17 protein-coding genes are annotated in these 21,239 nt (G+C 65.0%); 8 read left to right on the forward strand and 9 right to left on the reverse strand.

Annotated features, from left to right (window positions below):
• Positions 1-20: 20 nt before the first annotated feature.
• Positions 21-2,279, forward strand: a complete 2,259-nt coding sequence (locus GSQ79_RS04915; RefSeq protein ID WP_246725104.1) for a ComEC/Rec2 family competence protein — start codon at positions 21-23, stop codon at positions 2,277-2,279.
• On the opposite strand, the gene lexA is transcribed toward GSQ79_RS04915, so the two are convergent.
• Positions 2,263-2,973, reverse strand: a complete 711-nt coding sequence (gene lexA / locus GSQ79_RS04920; protein WP_158807616.1) for a transcriptional repressor LexA — start codon at positions 2,971-2,973, stop codon at positions 2,263-2,265. The genes GSQ79_RS04915 and lexA overlap by 17 nt on opposite strands.
• 416 nt (positions 2,974-3,389) lie before the next feature.
• Between lexA and GSQ79_RS04925 the strand changes: the two genes are divergently transcribed.
• The 4 genes from GSQ79_RS04925 to GSQ79_RS04940 all read left to right on the forward strand — a co-directional run bounded on the left by GSQ79_RS04925 (position 3,390) and on the right by GSQ79_RS04940 (position 7,030).
• Positions 3,390-3,596 (forward strand): hypothetical protein, encoded by a 207-nt coding sequence (locus tag GSQ79_RS04925; protein WP_158807617.1) that lies wholly within the window; start codon positions 3,390-3,392, stop codon positions 3,594-3,596.
• A gap of 52 nt (positions 3,597-3,648) precedes the next feature.
• The gene (locus tag GSQ79_RS04930) at positions 3,649-5,223 is read left to right on the forward strand and encodes an HEXXH motif-containing putative peptide modification protein (RefSeq protein ID WP_158807618.1); all 1,575 of its coding nucleotides are present in this window, start codon (positions 3,649-3,651) and stop codon (positions 5,221-5,223) included.
• A gap of 283 nt (positions 5,224-5,506) precedes the next feature.
• The gene (locus tag GSQ79_RS04935) at positions 5,507-6,547 is read left to right on the forward strand and encodes an aldo/keto reductase (RefSeq protein WP_158807619.1); all 1,041 of its coding nucleotides are present in this window, start codon (positions 5,507-5,509) and stop codon (positions 6,545-6,547) included.
• 66 nt (positions 6,548-6,613) lie between these two features.
• Positions 6,614-7,030, forward strand: coding sequence for a secondary thiamine-phosphate synthase enzyme YjbQ (locus tag GSQ79_RS04940; RefSeq protein ID WP_158807620.1), 417 nt, complete (start codon positions 6,614-6,616; stop codon positions 7,028-7,030).
• Between the two features lie 102 nt (positions 7,031-7,132).
• On the opposite strand, the gene GSQ79_RS04945 is transcribed toward GSQ79_RS04940, so the two are convergent.
• The 6 genes from GSQ79_RS04945 to GSQ79_RS04970 all read right to left on the reverse strand — a co-directional run bounded on the left by GSQ79_RS04945 (position 7,133) and on the right by GSQ79_RS04970 (position 13,430).
• A complete protein-coding gene (locus GSQ79_RS04945) occupies positions 7,133-8,932 on the reverse strand; it encodes a di-heme-cytochrome C peroxidase (protein WP_210253009.1) in 1,800 nt (599 codons plus the stop codon).
• A 169-nt stretch (positions 8,933-9,101) separates the two neighbouring features.
• Positions 9,102-10,328, reverse strand: coding sequence for a gephyrin-like molybdotransferase Glp (glp, locus tag GSQ79_RS04950; RefSeq protein WP_158807621.1), 1,227 nt, complete (start codon positions 10,326-10,328; stop codon positions 9,102-9,104).
• On the reverse strand, positions 10,325-10,801 hold the full coding sequence (gene moaC / locus GSQ79_RS04955; protein WP_158807622.1) for a cyclic pyranopterin monophosphate synthase MoaC: 477 nt from the start codon (positions 10,799-10,801) through the stop codon (positions 10,325-10,327). The genes glp and moaC overlap by 4 nt, the downstream gene beginning before the upstream one ends.
• 169 nt (positions 10,802-10,970) lie before the next feature.
• Positions 10,971-11,780 (reverse strand): indole-3-glycerol phosphate synthase TrpC, encoded by an 810-nt coding sequence (trpC, locus tag GSQ79_RS04960; protein ID WP_158807623.1) that lies wholly within the window; start codon positions 11,778-11,780, stop codon positions 10,971-10,973.
• 4 nt (positions 11,781-11,784) lie between these two features.
• On the reverse strand, positions 11,785-12,819 hold the full coding sequence (gene trpD, locus GSQ79_RS04965; protein WP_158807624.1) for an anthranilate phosphoribosyltransferase: 1,035 nt from the start codon (positions 12,817-12,819) through the stop codon (positions 11,785-11,787).
• Positions 12,819-13,430, reverse strand: coding sequence for an aminodeoxychorismate/anthranilate synthase component II (locus GSQ79_RS04970; protein ID WP_158807625.1), 612 nt, complete (start codon positions 13,428-13,430; stop codon positions 12,819-12,821). Before GSQ79_RS04970 ends, trpD begins: the two co-directional genes overlap by 1 nt.
• 120 nt (positions 13,431-13,550) lie before the next feature.
• On the opposite strand from GSQ79_RS04970, the gene GSQ79_RS04975 reads away from it, so the two are divergent.
• Both GSQ79_RS04975 and GSQ79_RS04980 read left to right on the forward strand, forming a co-directional pair.
• A complete protein-coding gene (locus GSQ79_RS04975) occupies positions 13,551-15,230 on the forward strand; it encodes a calcineurin-like phosphoesterase family protein (protein ID WP_158807626.1) in 1,680 nt (559 codons plus the stop codon).
• Between the two features lie 35 nt (positions 15,231-15,265).
• Positions 15,266-16,606: an MFS transporter gene (locus tag GSQ79_RS04980; RefSeq protein ID WP_158807627.1), complete on the forward strand. Its 1,341-nt coding sequence runs from the start codon at positions 15,266-15,268 to the stop codon at positions 16,604-16,606.
• Between the two features lie 127 nt (positions 16,607-16,733).
• On the opposite strand, the gene trpE is transcribed toward GSQ79_RS04980, so the two are convergent.
• Entirely contained in the window at positions 16,734-18,239 is a 1,506-nt protein-coding gene (gene trpE / locus GSQ79_RS04985; protein WP_158807628.1) for an anthranilate synthase component I, read from the reverse strand.
• Between the two features lie 7 nt (positions 18,240-18,246).
• On the reverse strand, positions 18,247-20,172 hold the full coding sequence (locus tag GSQ79_RS04990) for a SurA N-terminal domain-containing protein (RefSeq protein ID WP_158807629.1): 1,926 nt from the start codon (positions 20,170-20,172) through the stop codon (positions 18,247-18,249).
• Between the two features lie 253 nt (positions 20,173-20,425).
• Here GSQ79_RS04990 and tpiA point away from each other — a divergent pair, with 253 nt between their 5' ends.
• Positions 20,426-21,208: a triose-phosphate isomerase gene (gene tpiA, locus GSQ79_RS04995; protein ID WP_158807630.1), complete on the forward strand. Its 783-nt coding sequence runs from the start codon at positions 20,426-20,428 to the stop codon at positions 21,206-21,208.
• Positions 21,209-21,239: the final 31 nt, after the last annotated feature.

Here is a 21,239-nt window from a genome sequence, read left to right on the forward strand (position 1 = left end):
CGGGCACAATCGCGCCCAATGTGTCATCTCCCTTCGCGGGGTTTTACATGGCGGAGACGGTCGGCTCGGCGCTACGTGGCGCTTCCGCGACGCGCGGTAGTGCCGGCGATCGGCTGCGTCTGGCGCTCGCGGATCTCCGCCTGCGGCTCGCGCTCGCCTTCGAGGGCGAGGTCGAGCACCGCCGGCTGTTCCTCTGGCTGCCGGTTGCGCTTGGCGCGGGCGTCGTCCTCTATTTTACCGCCGATCGCGAGCCGCCGCTTTTCCTTTGCGGCGTGCTCTTCGCTGCCTTTGCGGCCGCCGCGTTTACCGCGCGGGCGCACCGCAAAGCCTTCTGCCTCTTCGTTGCGCTGGCCGCCTGCGCCGGCGGCATGCTGTCGGCGGGCTGGCGCACCGCAAGCGTCGCCGCGCCGGTGCTCGACCGCATCCGCATCGTCGACGTCGAAGGATACATCGAGGAGATGGATTTTCGCCGCACGGGCGCGCGCTTGATCCTGCGGGTCGCCGCGATGGATGGCGTCGATCCCGATAAGACGCCTTACCGCATCCGCGTGACGACCCGGCGCGCACCGCCGTTCGAGGCCGGCACTTATGTGCAGATGAAGGCGCGGCTGCTGCCGCCCTCACGCGCGGCGCAGCCCGGCGGCTACGATTTTGCGCGCGACGCCTGGTTCGCCCGGATCGGCGCCGTCGGCAACGTACTGGGGCCGCTTGATCTCGCGGAAGCGCCGGAACCGCCGGATATTTGGCTCGCTGCGACGATGGCGATCGATCGCTGCCGCAACGCTCTGGCGCGCCGCGTCGACCAGATCGTGGGGGGCGACGCCGGCGCCATCGCCGCGGCGATGGTCACGGGCAAGCGCGACCTTCTTTCCGACGATGCGAAAAGCCTGATCCGCGAGGCCGGGATCTTTCACGTCATCACCATTTCCGGCGTGCAGATGACGCTCGTCGCCGGCATCTTCTTCGTCGGGTTGCGACGCATTCTCGCCCTAAGTCAGACCTTGGCGCTGCGCTACCCCATAAAAAAATGGGCGGCCGGCGCGGCCATCGTCGCCGCGGTGCTCTACGACATTGCCACAGGATCGCGCATCGGCACCGAGCGCGCGCTTTTCATGACGACCATCATGTTGGTCGCCGTGCTCCTCGACCGCCACGCCCTGTCGATGCGCAACCTCGCCTTCGCCGCACTGGCCGTGCTGCTGTTCGAGCCGGAAGCGCTGTTGGGCGCGAGTTTTCAGCTCTCCTTCGCCGCCGTTGCCGCGCTGATCGCGGTCTACGAGGCGCGTGCCGCCGGGCGTCGCTCTGAAGACGGCGCCGACATGAGCGGCAGGGGTGGCGGCAGGTTCGGACTGCGGCACGGCCACGGTCTGCGCGGCGCACTGTTCGCCACTTTCTGCGCCAGCAGCGCGACGGCGGCGTTCATGGCCTACGATTTCCACGAGATGAACCCGTACGTCCTTGTCGGCAATCCGCTGACGCTGACGATCATCGAGATCTTCGCCGTACCGGGCGCGCTGCTCGGCACTTTTCTCTATCCGTTCGGTCTCGATGCCTTCGTCTGGCACTGGGTCGGCTTCGGCATCGCCATCATCATGGCCGCCGCGCGCTTCGTCGGCTCGCTGCCGGGATCGAGCCTGCATCTGCCGGCCTTCGCCCCGTGGTCGCTGGTGTTTTTCGCACTGGCCGTGCTCTCTGCGGTGATCTGGCGGAGTTTTGTGCTCCGCGCGACGGCGATCCCCTTGGCTCTCATCGGTCTCGCCGGCGCAGCCTCGGGTGCGACCTTCGACATCGCGGTGGCGCCGCTGGGCGATGCCGTCGCCGTGCGTCTAGCCGACGGCCGCCTCGCTGTCCTCGGGCAACGGCCCAGCGCCTTCGCCGCCGAACAATGGCTGCGCGCCGATGCCGACGGGCGCGATGCCAAGAGCGCGGTGCAGAAATCGGCATGCGACACGCTCGGCTGCGTCGGGCATCTCGCCGATGGGCGGGCGCTGTCCCTGGTGCTGGATCAGGCGGCGTTTGCCGAGGATTGTCTGCGCGCGACGGTGCTGGTGACGCCGCTGTTCGCGCCAAGGGGCTGCGCCGCGCCGATCGTTATCGACCGCGAGTCTCTGAAGGCGACGGGCGCTGTGACCCTCAAGGTAAGCGGCGACAGCTTCGTCATGCAGACGGCGCGCGGGGCCGGCGAGAATCGGCCATGGTCACAGGCGCCGAAGGCGCGGTGGGGCCAGGCCGCGCCGAAGGAAGCGGTCGACGCCGAACCGCTCAGTAGCGACGAATGAGGCTGACCAGCTTGCCCTGGATCTGCACCCGATCCGGCCCAAAAATCCGCGTCTCGTAAGCCGGGTTGGCGGCCTCCAGCGCGATCGAGGCGCCGCGCTTGCGCAGCCGCTTCAACGTGGCCTCCTCGTCGTCGATCAGCGCCACCACGATGTCCCCGGTTTCCGCCGTGTCCTGGCGGCGGATGACCACCGTATCGGAATCGAAGATGCCCGCCTCGATCATCGAGTCGCCGCGCACCTCCAGTGCGTAATGCTCGCCCGGCGACAGCATGTCCGGCGGAAGAGAAATGGTATGGCTGCGGCTTTGCAGCGCCGCGATCGGGGTGCCCGCCGCGATGCGGCCCATGACCGGGATCGAGATGATGCTCCGGCCGTCGTCGTCCTGGGCCTGCGCCGCGAGAGGGCGGACGCGACCGAGCGTGCCTTCGATGACGCTGGGCTCGAACCGCTTGCCGCGGTTCATGCCGGACGGGGTCGACGATTCCGGCAGGCGCAGCACCTCGACGGCGCGCGCGCGGTTCGGCAGGCGGCGGATGAAGCCGCGTTCTTCCAAGGCGATGATCAGGCGGTGGATGCCGGATTTCGAGCGCAGGTCCAACGCATCCTTCATTTCGTCGAAGGAGGGCGGCACGCCCGTCTCCTGCAGGCGCTCGTTGATGAAGCGCAGCAGCTCACTCTGTTTTTTCGTCAGCATCCGAAACGCTCTCGCTGGTGGTCGGCTTTGCAGAAACCCAAGCCGAATCCTTGACGTCGTTACCTATATCAGGGACGGCAGCCTTAAACAAAGAGTGAACAGAGCGCATTTGTTCTTTTTGTGTTCCCGCGAGCTTGCGGCCTAAACGCTCGCCTAAGCCGTCCTTTCGTCGATGTGTATGGAAAGCTCGAAAGTGATTCAGGATCGACACTGGAATTGGTGGCGGGAAGCATGTCCCTCCAGGCGCCAAACATCGCCGATCGATTGCCTTCTATTATGCTGTATCTGTCGAATGGAAGGCAACAACACCCGCCGTGTCCGCTGCTGGCTATTGACAAAAAAGTCGGATCTGACTCTAATATCGCCACTAGTCAAATGCCCAATTTTCTCGCAAGCTCGATTTGAGGAGATGTATAATGGTTTTGCCATATGATCCAGCCGTGGCGAGCAGCGATATTGCAAATGATCAGGCTGATGAGAGCGCCGTCATAAACAAACTATTCCAACTTTCCGCTTTATCGCATGAAGAGCTTGATCATTTGCAGCAACATATCGACGTCCTGGAAAAGCGACAAGATTCCGACACGCAGCACCACCATGAAGACACGCTAACCGAAGACTGATTTCCATGCCTCATAACTTGGTTGAATTATGAGTATGTGACGGGTCTTGGCTATGGTGGAACAGAGCGAAACTGTCGAATGGGCGAGCGATCCTATCGCCGCCAGCGGCTCTGGGGAGGAAGCACGACGGCCGGCAGGTGAGACCAAACCGTCCGGTTCGTCTATGGACGACGTTGTCGCTGCAAGTCCCTTGGGCGATCATCTCTATATCAACCGACAGCTGGATCAGTGTTTTCGTCGTCGTCTTGCGACGCTGGCTTCCTCTCTGGAGGGCGCAAAACGACTGATGCTTCGACTAGAGGCGGCGAGCGAGTACGAGCGGTATCGTGTCATAGGCAGCACGGTCGTGCGTTGCGCGATCCAGCATGGTTTACGACAGGTCGAGACGGGGCAGCCGTACGGCCTGCCGATTGCGGATTGCGATGCCGTTCTGGCGGCGACTGCCAATTCGATCAATGCCGGTCGTTTCGGGGACGCGACATGGGGCGCCGGCCGCCGTATCGGAGACCAGATCTACCACGGTGCGATCTGGTCATCTCAAAGTGAGGCTGAAGATCCCGTGTCGGCGAAGGCGCTCGACTTCGTCGTACGCGATAATTACCCGGGTGGTCCAAGCGATCCCTCGGCAAGCGAGATCGATGCGCTGCGACGCGGCGCGCGCCTACTTGAGGCGCTCCTGCCCAAAGTCGCTCGCAGCGCACTTGCCCATGCGCATTCCATCGTAATTTTCCGCTCAGGCGGTGCGTGGCAGCGGACCGCCTCCAGTTCGGAATTCCGTTTGGGCGGCACGATATTTCTCAGCAGCAAATATCTGTCGAATCCATGGTGGGTGGCGGAGCACCTGTTCCACGAGGCGCTGCATCAACAGATGTACGATTTCCGTCACACCCATTTGCTTCTGACGGCCGACTTCGATCGTGACGACGCGCCGCGCATCGTGTCCCTGTGGAACTCGCCCGACAGCAACCGTTGGGACGCGCACCGGTCGCTTGCCGCCTTCCACGTCTACGTTCATCTCGCACTACTAAGTCGCCTTATCGAGCAGCGGCCGCCTGCAAAAGCCTCCTCGTTTCCGACCGATCCGATGCGCATGATCGCGAGCACGGTCGCTTATCAGCGCGCGCATTATCTTGCAGAGCATTTGAAAGCAGAGTGCTGGAACGAACTGGGACCGGCAGGCAAAGTGTTCGTGTTGTTTTATACCCGGGTTCTCCAGAGCATCGACATCAGGCCGCCTCCGCCGGCCGCCTCGCTTCATCTGCTCCTCAACCGGTACTTGAGGGAAGCGCGGCGCGTCGATGCTTTAGGTCTTAAAGTCGAGCTCGTCAGTAACAACGCGCGGCTCGAATTGGAAAAGCTCGCCGCCGGTGAGACACGGGATGTAAAATACATTCTAGCCGCCTTGCAGAAGACGCAAGCGCTCGACGACTTCGAGGCGGCACTCGCCGAGGTCGACGAGCGCGATCCTGCGAAGCGCTTCGCGGCGATACGCGATCTGATCGCGAAGACGCTCCGCGAAGTCTCGATCGACGGCTATAGCCTCGGCGGATCCGGCCAAGTCGACGGCGCCATCCGTGCCATGGTGGAAACATCGAGCGACCAACTCAAAGTTCTTCTCGCCGCCTGACTCGACCGAGACGACGCGCCCCAACATCGCGGCTCGTGCTCGCAGCCAAAACGGCGAGGCATGGATGAGTTCGATCCCGGGGAGCGGACATCAGGGAAGCCGGCATCCCGGGGTGCAGGCTCTGCTCCAAAAACTACGCCGCAACACCCCATTGGGCGCCCACGAATTCGCGTTGCTCAAACGACAGATTTCTGGCCTGACGCCGGCCCGATCCGAGGCTTCTTGGGGGTCCGATGCCGGCCGGTCTACCAACCCGGCCCTCACCGATCGCGTGAATGATACGTTGTCCGGCGCCGCCGATCTGGTCGGCGGTGCGCTTTGCGCTTCGGGATTGAGCCTCCCCGCCGCGTTTTATAATCGCGCTCAAGGCCTCACGGTATCCAGCATCGGAATTGGCACGCATCGCGGCGCTTCCGACGATCAGACGGACGCGGCGTATCGCGCCGCGATCGGCGAGTCCTTTCGGCGTGGGATCAACCTTGTCGACACCGCCATCAATTATCGCAATCAGCGCTCGGAGCGCGCCGTCGGCGAGGCCCTGCGAACCTACCTGACCGCGGGCGGGCGACGAGACCAAATCACAATCTGCACGAAGGGAGGTTTCCTGATGCCCGACGCGATCCCGCCGGCACTCCAGGCGGACGACGTGGCGGCCAGCCGGCATTCGATCGCGCCGCTCTTTTTGCGCGATCAGATCGACCGCAGCCGGTGCAATCTCGGCATCGCAACGATCGATGTCTATTACCTTCACAACCCCGAAGTTCAGCTTGCAAGTGCTCGAAAGACGGTTTTCCAGGCCATCATGCGGCAGGCCTTTGAAGCCCTGGAACTAGCGGTGTCAGACGGAAAGATCCGGTTCTACGGCGTGGCCACCTGGACCTTGTTCCACGATGATCATGTATCGCTTCAAGGGTTGTTCGATCTCGCGCAGGCGATTGCTGGCGACGAACACCATTTTCGCTTTCTGCAGGTGCCGTTCAATTTGGGAATGCGGGATGCGCAACAGCGTGGCATCGGGGGGAAACCGTCTCTCATTGAGGTCGCTGCCGTTTGCGGGATGAGCGTCTTGGCCAGCGCGCCCATCCTGCAGGGGCGGCTGGCGGCGGATCTGCCTGATGCGCTCGCCACGGCGATGCCCGGCCTGACGCGCGACTCGCATCGCGCTCTGCAGTTCGTGAGATCGACACCGGGTATCGTGGCCGCGCTGGTCGGGATGCGGCGGCTTCGACACGTCGCCGACAATCTCGCCCTCGCCACCGAGCCCCTGCTGTCGCGCGATGCGTATGAGGCTTGTTGCGCGCTGCTGGACTCGTATCGAGCTTAGGCTCCAGTCAACACACGTCGTCGGCGATCGCTTGCGTTTTTAACGAGCTTCCGGAACAACGAAACGATGCGCCAAGCCAGCCAATGTCTCGCCATCCCCACCGACGGCAAAGGCCTCTATGAGGTGACATGGGCGGTGCATCGTTTCGTCGAGAGCGAGCGGATCGAAACCGGCTTGCTGACCGTCTTCTGTCGTCACACCTCGGCCTCCCTGCTCATTCAAGAAAACGCCGACCCAGACGTTCAGGCTGACCTGAAACGGTTCTTCGAGGCGGTCGCGCCCGAAAATGCCGGCTATATCCACGGCGCGGAGGGGCCGGACGACATGCCGGCGCATATCCGGGCGGCGCTGACCCAGACGCAGCTGTCGATCCCCATCGCGGACGGGCGGATGGTGCTGGGGACATGGCAGGGGATCTACCTGTTCGAGCATCGCCGTGCGCCACACCGCCGCTCGATCGCCCTGCATCTGATCGGTGTGTGATCGCAATGAAAGGGCGCATGCCACTCGGGGCCGGACCTGACGAGGCGTGTCACGTCCACGTGGCGGGAGTAGCCTGTCGATGGCGCCTCGGCGGCCTCGCGCTTAAAGCGTCTTCAGATATTCCAGCAAGGCCTTCTTCTCGTCCGCGGTCAGTGTGGTCGTGCCATATTCGTGACCGCAGCGGCTGTCGCCGGAGTTGGGCTGGCTGCAATCGGTCGTCTCGAGCGTGTAGTCGAACTTCGTCTGGTCGGCCGCAATGCCGACCTTGTCGATGTCGTAGGCCGGGCCGATCTTGAAGCGGACCGGGCGCTCGGCAGCGGTCTTGAGCAGATCGCTCAGCGTCGGCACCGAGCCGTTGTGCAGGTAGGGCGCGGCGGCCCAGATCCCTTCCAGCACCCGCGATTCGTAGGCGTTCACCGGCGCCTCGCCGGGCGCGGTGGTCGTCGTCCCCAGCGACTTTTCCTTCGGTCCGGGAGCCCGGAAGGCGCCCTGCAGCGTGCGCAGGTTCGGCGGCAGGCTCTTCAACTGGATCGCTTTGGCGTCGCCAGCAATCTTGGCCTTGATGTCGAAGATCGCCTTGAGACGCGTGTCCTCGACGGCGAGACGCGCGATCGGGATGTAGTATTGCAGGATCGAGCCGATGACCGATAGGGCAAGAGTGTTAAACGCCTTATCGGTCGCTTTCAGCGGCGCCGTCAGGAACGGGATGGAGGCGCCATCGAGCGTCCCGGTTTTCGCCGTCCACGCCAGCACGTCATATTCCCGCGTATCCGTCCCGACGTTCTGGACCGGGGTCACCCAGGTTTCGTTGCCGAAAATGGGATCCGACTTTTTGACGATACCGTGGCATTCGACGCAGCCGCCAGTGGCTTGCGGCCGATCGAAGACGACTTTTCCCGCCGCCACCAAGGCGGGGTCGACTGGCCAGCGCCACTTCGGCGGGCCGATCTTCTTGACGAGCGTCTCAAGCGTGTTCAGGCCGTCGAAGTTGGCCGAATTGTTTGCAAGATAATTGATCCGGAGCAGGTGCCACCAGCTCTCTTTCGTGGGCTCGAAAATCCCGAAGACGCCGTAGACTTCGCCGAGATTGCGTGACAGGGCGAGGAGATCGTTGCCGTTCGCCGCGAAGCCCGGCCATTGCGTGCGGTCCTGAATCGGAGCGTTCCACAGGAAGGGATAGCGGACCGGCGCATCGGCGACATGGATGTTCTCGGGAATGAGACAGCTGGGCGGGGGTCCGAGATCGAGCCCCGTCAGGCGATTGAAGATCATCCCGACGGCGTCGAGCCGCACCGGCCCCCATGGTTTTGGCGGCAGCGCCTTACTGACGAGGGTGTGGTAGCGCAGATACCAGGCCTGGACCTCCTGGTGGAGCGCCGTCGCATCCTCGCTGTTCGCGCCCGTTTGTGCCAAAACCTCATTGGCGAAGGTCGTGAAGGCGGGCCCGTCGGTCAGGATATGCGAGACCGCCGTGTCGAGGTCCGCAAGAAAGCTTTGAAAGTCGGTGAAGGCCGGGCCGCCGTCGACCCGATAGGTCGTGCCGGCCACCGTGATGTCGCGGGTATGGCAGGCCGAACACGTCATGCCCGCGATCTTGACCGGGGCCGGGCCCGATGCCGTAAACCCGACGGGCAGTCCATCGGGGCTATCCGGATTGGCGAGATAGCCGTAGCGGCCGAGATGATCCGCGAGAAACGGCATGCCGTTCGGTTGCTGCAGCGCCTGCAACCACGGCAGCGGGATCATTTTCGAGCCCTGGTCCTGCTTGTAGAAATCGCCGCGGGTAACTGCCGTCCAGTTCGGCCCCTGGTCCATATAGGTCGGCGCCGTCTCGGCTGCATGGGCGTGCCCCCCGAGGATCGCGACCATCACAGCGGACGCCAAAAGCGCGGACGACTTCATCCCTGCCTCCAAACGAATTCAGCCGAAAAGACAATGAGTTATAATGTCGGCGCAGCGCGGAAATGACGCCGTCGTATCGAACGCAACACTATGCCGCCGTATCGGCGAAAACAACTAATACGTTCAGCCAAGGCTGCGTGGCGACTTGGGTTGTGGTTCGCGACTCGCGTCACCAGCCCTGCTCGAAGCGCAAGATCCGGCAGGGGGCGCCGGCTTCGGCCGCGGGCGCGTTGGGTTCGCGGATCACCAGGCATTGCGCCTGCGCAAGCACCCGCAACATCGACGAATCCTGCACGATGTTCGGCACGGCGACCGGCGTGCCGTCGTCGCGCAGCGTCAATGCCGCGCGCATATAATCCTGGCGCTTGTCATTGGCCTTGAGCGCCACACCGAGGATTGCGGGTTCGCTGCGATCGATATGGGCGGTCTTGTCGCCGGACAAAGCGCGGACCAGCGGCACGAGAAACAAAGCGCTGCAGACGATCGATGAAACCGGATTGCCCGGGAGGCCGAGGATCGCCATGGCGCCGAGGTGCCCGTGGATCAGCGGCTTGCCGGGCCGCATGGCGATGCGCCAGAAGCCGAGCTCCATGCCTTCCTCGGCGAGGGCCGGCTTCACCAGATCGTGATCGCCGACGGACGCGCCGCCCAGCGTGATGAGGATATCCGCCTTGGCGTCGCGTGCGGCACGGATCGCCGCGACGAGCGGCTCCAACTGGTCGACGACGATGCCGAGATCCAGCACCGTGCCGCCGGCCGCGTCCACGAAGGCCGCGATCGCAAAGCTGTTCGAAGCGACGATCTGGTCTCGGCCGGCATGCGCACCCGGCTGCACGAGCTCGTCGCCGGTGGCGATGATCGCGACCAGCGGCTTGCGGGCGACGGGCACGCGTGGATGGTCCATCGCGGCGGCCAGCGCCAGTTCCGCCGCGCCGAGACGCGTGCCGGCGGGCAACAGCATTTCGCCAAAGGTGAAATCCAGACCGGCGCGACGGATGTTGCGGCCGGCGAGCGGGACGGCCGTCGCACGGATCCGGTCGCCATCGGCGATGGCGTCTTCTTGAATCAGGATCGTGTCGGCGCCGTCCGGCACCGGCGCTCCGGTGAAGATTCGGACCGTTTCGCCCGGCTGCAACGTCGCGCCGTAGCGTAGGCCGGCCGCGCTCTGGCCCACGAGTTGAAGCGGCGGCGCGCCTGCTGCGAGATCGGCGGCGCGCACGGCGTAGCCGTCCATGGCCGACATTGCGACGGGCGGCTGGGTACGCATCGCCTTCAAATCTTCCGTAAGCGTCCGGCCACGCGCGAGGTGCAGCGGCACCATCTCCGTCGGCATCGCCTTAGCCGACGCGAGGACGCGCGCGAGGGCCTCGGCGACGGAAAGCAGGCCATCACTCATCGCGCTGTCCAATCGCCGGACTTGCCGCCGGTCTTTTCGAGGAGGGCGATACCTTCGATCCGCATGCCGCGATCGACCGCTTTCAGCATGTCGTAGAGGGTAAGGCAGGCGACGGAGACGGCGGTGAGCGCTTCCATCTCGACGCCGGTCTGGCCGGAAACCTTGGTTAGCGCCTTGACCCGGAAGCCGGGCAGGGCGGTGTCGGCCTCGATGTCGACGGTGACTTTGGTCAACGCGAGCGGATGACACAGCGGGATCAGGTCCGCCGTCCTCTTGGCCGCCATGATCCCGGCGATCCGGGCGGTGGCCACGACATCGCCCTTCTTGGCGGTGCCGGAGAGCGCGAGATCGAGCGTCGCCGGCAGCATCGTGATGCGGCCTTCGGCGACGGCGACGCGCTCCGTCACCGCCTTGCCGGAGACGTCGACCATGTGCGCCGCGCCGCTTGCGTCGAGGTGGGTGAGCTTGCTCATGGGAGCACGACGGTCGAGGCGGCTTCCCCTCCCCCTTGCGGGGAGGGGTGGGGGTGGTGGTCACGCTGTTCTTCGATCTTTAAGTGACGAGCAGACGGATGGACCCCCACCCCTAGCCCCTCCCCGCAAGGGGGAGGGAGACGCACGCCGTGGTCATAGATGATGGTCGTCATATCGCGGCCGTGACGTCGGCCTGCAGCAGCATCCGCGTCGCGGCGGCGACGTCGTCTTGGCGCATCAGGCTCTCGCCGACCAGAAAGGTCTGGAAGCCGACGGCGCGCAGCCGCAGGCAGTCGGCATGGGTGAAGATGCCGCTCTCGCCGACAAGGATGCGATCATCAGGCACCTTGGCAGCGAGACGCTCGGACACGGTCAGCGAGGTCTCGAAGGTGCGGAGATCGCGGTTGTTGATGCCGAGCAGCGGCGTATCGAGTTTTAGCGCGCGCAAAAGTTCGGCCTCGTCGTGGACCTCGACCAACACGTCCATCCTCAGCTCGTGCGCGGCGGCGCAGAGATCGGCGGCGATGACGTCGTCGAGGCATGCCATGATGATCAGAATACAATCCGCGCCATGCGCGCGCGCTTCCGCGACCTGATAGCGCTCGAACATGAAATCCTTGCGCAGCGCGGGCAGGGTCGTGGCGCCGCGCGCGGCATCGAGAAAGTCGAGATCGCCCTGGAACGACGGTCTGTCGGTCAGCACCGACAGGCAGGCCGCGCCGCCGGCCTCGTAGGCCTGCGCCAGCGCCGGCGGGTCGAAGTCTTCGCGGATCAGCCCCTTGGAGGGGCTCGCTTTTTTGACCTCGGCGATCAGCGCCAATGCGCCGGCGCGATGCTTGGCCTCGATCGCCTTGACGAAGCCGCGCGGCGGCGTCTGCGCCTCGGCCCGCGCCATCATCGCCGGCATCGGCACCAGCGCCATCGCGTCGAGAATCTCGCGGCGCTTGTAGGCTTCGATCGTCTTGAGAATGTCGGCCATCATATTACCCTACTGCGGCAGGATTGCCGCCGTTGGAGACAAGGACCAGCCGGTCGAGCACGGCCTTGGCCTGGCCGTCGTCGATCGCGCTCTGCGCCAGCGCGACGCCGGCTTGCAGATCGGGCACGCGATCGGCGACGCGCAGGGCCGCAGCCGCATTGAACACCGCTATGTCGCGATAGGCATTTTGCGCCCCATCGAGCACGCCGCGGAGCGCCGCTGCATTATGGGCGGGATCGCCACCGCGCAGGTCGGCGAGGCTCCGTCGCGCCAGCCCATAGTCCTCGGGCTTGATCTCGACGGTTTTTAGCGCACCGTCCTCGATTTCGACGATGGTGGTCGGGCCGGTGGTGGTGATCTCGTCGAGACCGTCCGAGCCGTGGACCAGCCACGCCCGTTCGGCGCCGAGATTGCCGAGCACGCGGGCCAGCGGCTCCAACCAGGCCGGCGCGAAAACACCGACGAGCAGCCGCTTCACGCCCGCCGGGTTGGACAGCGGCCCGAGCAGGTTGAAGATCGTGCGCACGCCGAGATCGGCGCGCACCGCCGCGAAATGGCGCATTGCCGCGTGATGCGCCTGCGCCGACATGAAGCCGATGTTGGCTTTGGCGAGGCAGCGCTCGATGTCCGCGGGGCTGCCACCGACGACGACGCCGAGCGCCGCCAACACGTCGCTGGAGCCGGAGCGCGAGGACGCCGCCCGGTTGCCGTGCTTGGCGACGGTGACGCCGCAGGCCGCGACGATGATCGCGGCGAGCGTCGAGACGTTGTAGGTGCCGTGGCCGTCGCCGCCGGTGCCGACGATGTCGATGGCGTTGGCCGGCGCCCTGACCCGGAGCATCTTGGCGCGCATCGCCGCGACGGCGCCGGTCAGCTCATCGACGGTCTCGCCGCGGACGCGAAGGCCCATGAGGAAGGCGCCCATCTGCGCCGACGTCGCTTCGCCGGCGAGAAGGTGATGGAAGGCGGCCTCGGCCTCGGTTCGCGACAGCGGGATGCCGGTCGCGACCTGCGCCAGGAGCGGTTTGAACGGATCCATTACGCCGCGCCGACGCGGAGATGCGCGTTCCAGGACGCCGCAAGATCGAGAAAGTTCTTCATGATCACGCGACCGTTTTCCGAGGCGATGCTTTCGGGATGGAACTGGACGCCATGGATCGGCAGGGTTTTGTGCGACAGCGCCATGATCAGCCCGTCGGTTTCCGCCGTGACGTTCAGAACCGGCGGCAGGCTCGACCACTCGACGACGAGCGAGTGATAGCGGGTCGCCTGAAACGGCTGGGCGATGCCGTGGAACAGGGTTTCGCCGCGATGCTCGATCGTCGCCACCTTGCCGTGCACCGGCAGGGGCGCGCGAACGACGTCGCCGCCAAAGGCTTCGCCGATGGCTTGGTGACCAAGACAGACCCCAAAGATCGGAATCGTCTGGCCGGCCCGCTTGATGACGTCGAGGCAGATGCCGGCGTCCTTCGGGGCGCAGGGACCCGGTGATAGGACGATGGCGTCCGGGCGACTGGCGATCAGATCGTCGACGCTGATCGCATCGTTGCGCACGACGTCGACGCTCACGCCGAGCGCACCGAAATCGTGCACCAGGTTCCAGGTAAAGCTGTCGTAATTGTCGACGAGGACGACGCGGATTTTGGCCATGGCGGCTTTATCGTTCTCCCGCGCGGCGCAGGTCAAGCGCAGCCTTGCCCTCGATCGTCACGCCTTCTTCGTGACGCTCTGTTTCGGTTAAGCTGCGAACCAGGGAATCGGAGATCGAGCATGGCATCCAATGAGCCGACACGACGGGACGTCATGGTCGCGGGCGCCGCGGTGACTTTGGCCGCCGCGACGGGCGGCGCTGCCGAGGCGCAGACGCCGGCCACGGTCACCGGCACGGTGCGCGAGGATATTTCCCGCACCGGCGGCCATGCCATCACCGACCTGCCGCTGCCCGGCGTGCTCGTGTCCAACGGCCGCGAGGTGGTCCGCACGGATGCCAACGGGCGTTACACCCTGCCGATCGAGCCGGGGATGACGGTGTTCGTCATCAAGCCCTCGGGCTTCGCCGTACCCGGCAATCTCGACACGCATCTGCCCTTGTTCTCCTATGTCTACGAGCCGGACGGTACGCCGGAAACCCTCGGCCTGCGCTATCCCGGCCTATTGCCGACCGGTTTCCTGCCGAATTTCATCGATTTCCCGCTGATCCGCGTGCCGGAACCCAGCCGTTTCGACGTCGTGCTCCTGACCGATCCGCAGCCGGAATCGACGGCCGAGATCGAATACGTCCGCGACGACGTCGTGTCGGGGCTGATCGGCATCGAAGCCGCCTTCGGCATCACCTGCGGCGATCTGATGTTCGACGACCTGTCGATGTACAACCGCTACAACCGGATCATCGGCAAGATCGGCCTGCCGTGGTGGAACATCGGCGGCAACCACGACCTGAACTTCGAAGCCCCCGACGCCAGGCACTCGCGCGAAACCTTCAAGCGCGTGTTCGGCGCGACCTATTACGCGCATGAATATGCCGGCGCGACCTTCGTCATGCTCGACAATGTCGATTACCTCGGCCCCGACTCGACGAAGCCCGGCAAGAGCGGCAAGTATCGCGGCTTCTTCGGCGCCGACCAGCTCGCCTTCGTCGCCGCCCTTCTCAAGGAGACGCCGGCGGATCGGCTGATCGTGCTCGTCATGCACATCCCGCTGACGACCTATCTTGATCCCGCCAACCTCGCGATGAACACCGTGAATGCCGCGGATCTGCTGAAGCTCCTCGGCGACAGGCCGAGCGTCAGTTTCGCCGGCCACACCCATTCGACGGAGCATCACTATCTCGGTGCGGCGGACGGCTTTTCCGGCGCGACGCCACATCACCATCATGTGCTGACGGCGGTCTCCGGCTCCTGGTGGAGCGGCCCGCTCGATCACCGCGGCATCGCCTGCGCCGACAGCTATGATGGCACACCAAACGGCTTTCACATCCTGTCCGTCGACGGCGCAAGCTACACGACGCGCTTCGTGCCGGCGGCGGAGCCAGGGGGCAAGCAGATGCGCATCGTCATCGAGGCGCAGGCGCACCAGGACGACCACGAAGTGTTCCGCACCGTGACGATGTCGGAGCTGCTGCGCTCGCCGATCACCGCCGACCAGGCCGGAGGCGCCACCGTCCTGGTCAACGTGTTCGACGGCGGCCCGAAGACGGTGGTGACCGGCTTTATCGACGGCGGGCCGCCGCTGACGATGCTGCGGATCAGCCGGCCCGACCCGTTCATCCAGCAGGTCTACGGCCGCTATCCCGACACGATCAAACCCTGGGTCAAGCCGATGGCATCGTCGCATATCTGGACGGCGAAACTGCCGGCCGGCCTGCGGCAGGGGACCTACGCGATCAAGGTCAAGGCGGTGGACGAATATGGCCGCGAGCATCGCGACAGCATGGTGCTGGAGGTGATTTGAGGTAGAAGACGCTTAAAATATCGGAGGAATCGTCCATGGATGTCGCAAACGTGACGCGCGCTTCGGCGCGCGGCTGGGCCGCCGATTTGACGCCCGCCCATTGGCGCATCCTCGCGGCAAGCTTCATGGGCTGGATTTTCGACGGCTTCGAATCCTTCGCGCTTTTCCTCGTCGTCCCGATGGTGCTCAAGAGCCTGCTCACGCCGGATCAGGCGAGTATGGGGGCGATCTGGGGCGGCGCCGCCATTTCCATCACGCTGCTCGGCTGGGGCATCGGCGGGCTGATCGGCGGCATCATGGCCGATTATCTCGGCCGCAAACGGATGATGATGCTTTCGGTATTGGCCTATGCGCTGCTCAGCGGGCTCACCGCGTTTTCCACCAGCTTCTGGATGTTTGCCGCTCTGCGTTTCCTGACCGGCCTCGCGATGGGCAGCGAGTGGAGCACCGGCGTCGCGTTGGTGGCTGAAACCTGGCCGGACAAGGCGCGGGCGAAGGGCTGCGGTTTTCTGCAATCGGGATTCGGCTGCGGCACCTTGCTGGCGGCCGGCGCCTGGATGGTTCTGCAGCAGTTCCACCCGATGGGTGCAGACACCTGGCGCCTGATGTTCGTCGTCGGCGCCATCCCGGCGTTTTTCGTCCTCTATATCCGCCGCGCCGTCGCGGAGAGCGACAAGTGGCTGGCGTCCGTGCGCGAGCGCCGCTGGGCGGCAACGGAAGGCGGCACCGTCTCGACTCAGGTCAAACGCCCTTTCACTTTGGCGGAAATCTTTCGCGAGCCGGAAAGCCGCAAGCGCGCGCTGCTGACATTCCTGCTTTCGTTGGCCACCACGGTCGGATGGTGGGGCGTCTCCAGCTTTTTGCCCGGCCACATGCTGCAACTCGCAAAGGCGGCCGGCGTCGCCAACCCGCCGCTTTGGGGCAGCAGTGCGGCGCTCGTCTACACGGCGGGCGCGGTCGTCGCCTATCTTCTCGCCGGCTTCCTCGCCGACGCCTGGGGACGGCGCGCCTTTCTGCTCTTCACCTATGCCGGCTGCCTGCTGTCGACGCCGCTCACCTATCTCTGGGCCAGCACGCCGCAGAGCCTGATGGTCTGCGCGGCGATCAACGGCTTCTTCACGCTGGGCTGCGCCTATTCCTGGATGGCGATCTATCCGGTCGAACTCTTCACCTCGAGCGTGCGCTCGACGGCGGCGAGTTTCATCTTCAACGCCTCGCGTCTGATTGCGTGGGTTTTCCCGCTGATGGCGGCGGCGATGATCCAGACTTTTGGCGGTCTCTCCGCCGCAGCGATGACGCTTGGGTCGATCTACCTGCTCGGGCTGATCGTGCCATGGTTCCTGCCGGAGACTGTGGGGCGGCCGCTGCCGGACTGATCAGAGCATTTTCCACAAAAGTTGCAGACTTTCGTGACCGAGAAAATGCTCTGACTTTTGAAACGTCTGACTTTTGAAAAGAAAGTGGTTTCTGATCGCTTCGGTGATTTCATCAAAGCGACAAGCTCTATCGGCCGAACCTGACCGCCTCTTCCGCCGCGCGGAACAGCGCCTGGGCCTTGTTGCGGCATTCGCGCTGTTCGCTTTCCGGATCGCTGTCGTAGACGATGCCGGCGCCAGCCTGGACGTGCATCGTGCCGTCCTTGACCACCGCCGTGCGCAGCACGATGCAGGTGTCCATCTCGCCGAAGGCGCTGAAATAGCCGATGCACCCGGCATAGATGCCGCGCTTGTCGGTCTCCAACTCGTCGATGATCTCCATCGCCCGGACTTTTGGCGCGCCCGATACCGTTCCGGCAGGAAAGCCGGCGCTGAGCGCGTCGATCGTGTCATGGGCCGGATCGAGCAGTCCTTCGACGTTCGAGACGATGTGCATGACGTGGCTGTAGCGCTCGATGCCGAAGCGGTCGGTGACCTGTACGGACCCCGTGGTGGCGACGCGGCCGACGTCGTTGCGCCCGAGATCGAGCAGCATCAGATGTTCCGCGCATTCCTTCTGATCTGCCAGAAGGTCGGCGGCCAGCGCCTCGTCCTCGGCCTTGGTCTTGCCGCGCCAGCGCGTGCCGGCGATCGGGCGGATCGTCACCACGCCGTCGCGGACGCGGACGAGAATCTCCGGGCTGGAGCAGACGATCTGGAACCCGCCGAAATCGAGATAGCAGAGGAACGGCGCCGGATTGACCCGGCGCAGAGAGCGGTAAAGCGCGAAGGCGGGCAGGGCGAAGGGCGCGGAAAACCGTTGCGACAGCACGACCTGAAAGACGTCGCCGGCGCGGATATAGTCCTTGGCCCTGTCGACCATGGCGAGGAAACGCTGCGGCTCGGTGTTGGACACCGGGACGATCGGCGCGCCACTCTGGCCGCCGCGGGCGCTCGCACCATGGGCCAGCGGCCCGTCCAGCGTCGCGACGATGCCGGCGATGCGCTGCTCCGCCTGAGCGTAGGCGTCCTCAGCGGTTAGTCCCTCACGCGGCCGCACCGGCGTGACGATCGAGATCTCGTCGCGCACGTTGTCGAAGACCACCATCAGCGTGGGCCGCATGAAGATCGAATCCGGCACGCCGATCGGATCGGGCTTCGCCGGCGCCAGCCGCTCCATCTCGCGGACCATGTCGTAGCCGAGATAGCCGAACACGCCCGCCGCCATCGGCGGCAGCACGCCCTCGACGGCCGGGATGCGCGATTCCGCGATCAGCGCGCGGAGCGCCGCAAGGGGCGCCTCGGGGCAGGGGACGAAAGACTCCGGGGCCAGCAGGGCGTCGCGGGCGATTTCGGCGACACCGCCGGTCGTCTGGAACATCACATCCGGGTCGAGTCCGATCATCGAGTAGCGCCCGCGCGAGACGCCGCCTTCGATCGACTCGAGCAGAAAACACCGACCCTTGCGGCCAGCGGACAGCTTGAGAAAGGCGGAGACCGGCGTCTCGAGATCGGCGATCAGCCGCGCGACGAGCAGGCAGGCGTCGCCTGCCTCATAGCGGGGCGCGAAGTCTGCGAAAGCGGGTTCGATCATGGCGTCATCACGACCCGTTGCCGCCACCGCCGGCATCGCCGCCGATCGCCGCCGCCAGAGCCTGCGCGTTGATCTTGATCCCGAAATTCTGTTCGAGCCGGGCGAGGTACTGCGCCAGCGCATCGTCGAGATAGCCACCCTTGACCTGCTCGATGATCTTCTTGAATTCGGGATTGTTGGCGTCCATCGGCGGCACCACGGCGTCGAGCACCTGGAACAGGATGCGCCCGCCGGCCGGATCGGCCGACGAGCCGGTCTTGTGCAGGCCGATGCCGAACACGGCGGCCACGACATTGGACGGCACCGACGGCGACCCGCCGCGCCTGACGTCGGCGCTATGCTGGATCTTCAGGTTGCCCTGTTCCGCTGCGACGGCCGCGAAAGCCTTGCCGCCGTTGATGGCCTTCACCAGCTCTTCGCTTTTGGCCGCCAGACGCTTCGCGGTCTCGTCCTTGCGCCAGCCGGCTTCCACCTTGGCCCGCACGTCGGCGAGCGGCAGCAGGCGGGACGGCTCGATCGAGGCGACCTCGTACCAGGCATACCCACCGTTGGCGGTCGAGATCATGTCGGTGTCGGCGCCGACGTCCGAGGCGAATGCCGCCTTCAGCAGTGTCGGGCCGTCGACGATGCCTTCGACCGGTTTGTCGGCCTTGTCGTGGCCCTGGGCGTCGACCGCATCGATGACCCGGGTCTGGGTGCCGACAGTGGCCGCGGCTTCCGTCAGGGTCTTGCCGGCCGAGCGCTGCTCCTCGATCTTGTCACGCAGCTTGGTCGCCTCGGCCTTGGCGCGGATGATCGCGATCTCGTCCTTCAGCTGAGCCGACACTTCCATCAGCGGCTGCTGCGTCTGCGGCAGGATCTTGCCGACATGCACCAGCACGCTGCCGAACTGCGTCTTCACCGGAGCGCTCACGCCGCCCTCGGGAAGGGCGAACGCCGCGTCCGAGACAGATTTTTCGGCAAGCTGGCCTTTGGTGACGGTGCCGAGGTCGACGTCCTTATCGGAAAGCTTGCGCTCCGCGATGAGCGCTTCGAAGGTCTCGCCCCCGTCGAGCTTGGCCTTCGCCGCCGTGGCCGCCGCCTCGTCGGGAAACACGATCTGCTGCAGCGCGCGCTTCTCCGGAACGATGAAGCGGATCGCTTTGGTCTCGTCATAGCGCTTCTGGACATCGGCGTCGGTGACCGCATCCGGCTTCACCAGGCTCGCAGGAATGACCGCCAGCGTTACCAGCTTGCGGAATTCGTTGGCCTGATAGAAGTCCTTGCGGTCCTGGTAGTATTTCTGGAGCTCGGCGTCGCTCGGCTTGGGGATCTCGCCCGCTGCCGCCGGCGGCAGTTCGAAGAAGTCGATCGCGCGGGTTTCCAGCTGGTAGCGATTGATCGCTTCCGACAGCGCCTGGGGAACCTCGACGCCCCCGATCACCGCGTCCGAGACGTCCTGGCGCAGAAGCACGTTGCGCTGCTCCTTAACGTAGCCGGCTTCGGTCAGGCCGTTGTCGCGCATCAGGGCTGCAAAGCGGAACTTGTCGAACTGGCCGTTGGCCCCCTTGAAACTGTCGTCTCTGAAGATCGACTTGGCGATGTCGGCGTCGCCGATCGCGAGCCCCATCTTTTGCGACTGCTGGTCGAGCACGGCTTCCGTCAGCAAGCGGGCAAGGACCTGACGATCGAGGCCCATGCGGCGGGCTTCGTCGTTGGTGATCCCACGCTTGGCCTTCTGCTCCATGCGCTGGAGCTCGGCCTGATAGGCGTTGCGGAACGTGTCGACCGAGATCCGCACCGATCCGATCTTGGCGAGCTCGTTGGCATTGAAGCCGGTAAAGATGTCGCCGATGCCCCAGAAGCCGAAGCTGATGATGATGAAGCCGAGGACGATCGCCATCACCGCTCGCCCCATCCAACTTTGCGACGCGGCGCGCATCCGATTCATCATGGCTTGAACTCGTCTCTGGTTTCGTTTTTGCCGCGCGGGGTTGATGTGGACCCGACGGTCGTCATCGCTTCGAGGCGTTTGCGGCGCGACTATAGAAAGGCGGGGGCGTCGAAGCAACGGATCGTGCGCGACCTTTGCGGTTCTCCGCCGGCGATGCTAACGGGGGTCGCGACCTATTTGAAACACCGAGCGCATTCGACCCCGATCTTCGAAATCCGGGCAGCGGGCCTGGCTCCAAGGAGGCTTTTCGTCGATGGCACGACCGCAACCGCTTGTGGCCGGAAATTGGAAGATGAACGGGATGCTCGCCGATCTCGCCGAGATCGAGGCGGTTCGCGACGCCGTCGATGCCGGCGGCGGGGGCGGTGCCGAAGTTCTGATCTGTCCGCCGGCGACGCTGATCGTGGCCGCGGCGAAACTCGTGCAGGGATCGCGTCTCAAGATCGGCGGTCAGACCTGCCGCTCCGAAATTTCTGGCGCCCATACCGGCGACGTGTCGGCCGCCATGTTGAAAGACGCCGGTGCAACCTACGTGATTCTCGGCCATTCCGAGCGCCGCGCCAGCTACGGCGAGACCAATGCCGCGGTCCGCGCCCGTGCGATTTCCGCGTTGGATCTCGGCATGTCGGCCATCATCTGCGTCGGTGAGACCAAGGCGGAACGCGAAGCCGGCCGCGCAACGTCCATCGTCGGACGCCAACTTCTCGGCTCCGTACCAGCGCATCCCGACCCAAGCCGGCTGGTCATCGCTTACGAGCCGGTCTGGGCGATCGGCACCGGGCTCACCCCGACCAACGCCGACGTCGCGGCGATGCATCGCTTCATTCGCGGCGAGATCGAGCGCCTCGTGCCGGCCGGCGGTAGCGACGTCCGATTGCTCTACGGCGGCTCCGTACGACCGCGCAACGCCGCCGAGCTGATGGCGATCGCCGATGTGGATGGCGGTCTGATCGGCGGCGCGAGCCTCGACGTCGACGACTTCATGGCGATCGCCGGCGTCTATCGCGAGGACGTCAAGGCTGCGGCCTCGGCATAGCGGCTGGGTCTTCCGGGGCCCCCAAGGCGTC

Origin of the sequence: Beijerinckia sp. L45 (assembly GCF_009765775.1) — a bacterium.
Lineage (GTDB): Bacteria > Pseudomonadota > Alphaproteobacteria > Rhizobiales > Beijerinckiaceae > RH-AL1.

Excerpts from the sequence above, each read along its gene's own strand:
- trpC (WP_158807623.1), bottom strand. The coding sequence starts at position 11,780 with ATGGCCGACATTCTCAAGACGATCGAAGCCTACAAGCGCCGCGAGATT.
- GSQ79_RS04970 (WP_158807625.1), bottom strand. The coding sequence starts at position 13,430 with ATGGCCAAAATCCGCGTCGTCCTCGTCGACAATTACGACAGCTTTACC.
- lexA (WP_158807616.1), bottom strand. The coding sequence starts at position 2,973 with ATGCTGACGAAAAAACAGAGTGAGCTGCTGCGCTTCATCAACGAGCGC.
- tpiA (WP_158807630.1), top strand. The coding sequence starts at position 20,426 with ATGGCACGACCGCAACCGCTTGTGGCCGGAAATTGGAAGATGAACGGG.
- glp (WP_158807621.1), bottom strand. The coding sequence starts at position 10,328 with ATGAGTGATGGCCTGCTTTCCGTCGCCGAGGCCCTCGCGCGCGTCCTC.
- GSQ79_RS04945 (WP_210253009.1), bottom strand. The coding sequence starts at position 8,932 with ATGAAGTCGTCCGCGCTTTTGGCGTCCGCTGTGATGGTCGCGATCCTC.
- GSQ79_RS04940 (WP_158807620.1), top strand. The coding sequence starts at position 6,614 with ATGCGCCAAGCCAGCCAATGTCTCGCCATCCCCACCGACGGCAAAGGC.
- GSQ79_RS04980 (WP_158807627.1), top strand. The coding sequence starts at position 15,266 with ATGGATGTCGCAAACGTGACGCGCGCTTCGGCGCGCGGCTGGGCCGCC.
- GSQ79_RS04925 (WP_158807617.1), top strand. The coding sequence starts at position 3,390 with ATGGTTTTGCCATATGATCCAGCCGTGGCGAGCAGCGATATTGCAAAT.
- GSQ79_RS04990 (WP_158807629.1), bottom strand. The coding sequence starts at position 20,172 with ATGATGAATCGGATGCGCGCCGCGTCGCAAAGTTGGATGGGGCGAGCG.
- trpD (WP_158807624.1), bottom strand. The coding sequence starts at position 12,819 with ATGGATCCGTTCAAACCGCTCCTGGCGCAGGTCGCGACCGGCATCCCG.
- GSQ79_RS04930 (WP_158807618.1), top strand. The coding sequence starts at position 3,649 with ATGGTGGAACAGAGCGAAACTGTCGAATGGGCGAGCGATCCTATCGCC.
- moaC (WP_158807622.1), bottom strand. The coding sequence starts at position 10,801 with ATGAGCAAGCTCACCCACCTCGACGCAAGCGGCGCGGCGCACATGGTC.
- GSQ79_RS04975 (WP_158807626.1), top strand. The coding sequence starts at position 13,551 with ATGGCATCCAATGAGCCGACACGACGGGACGTCATGGTCGCGGGCGCC.
- trpE (WP_158807628.1), bottom strand. The coding sequence starts at position 18,239 with ATGATCGAACCCGCTTTCGCAGACTTCGCGCCCCGCTATGAGGCAGGC.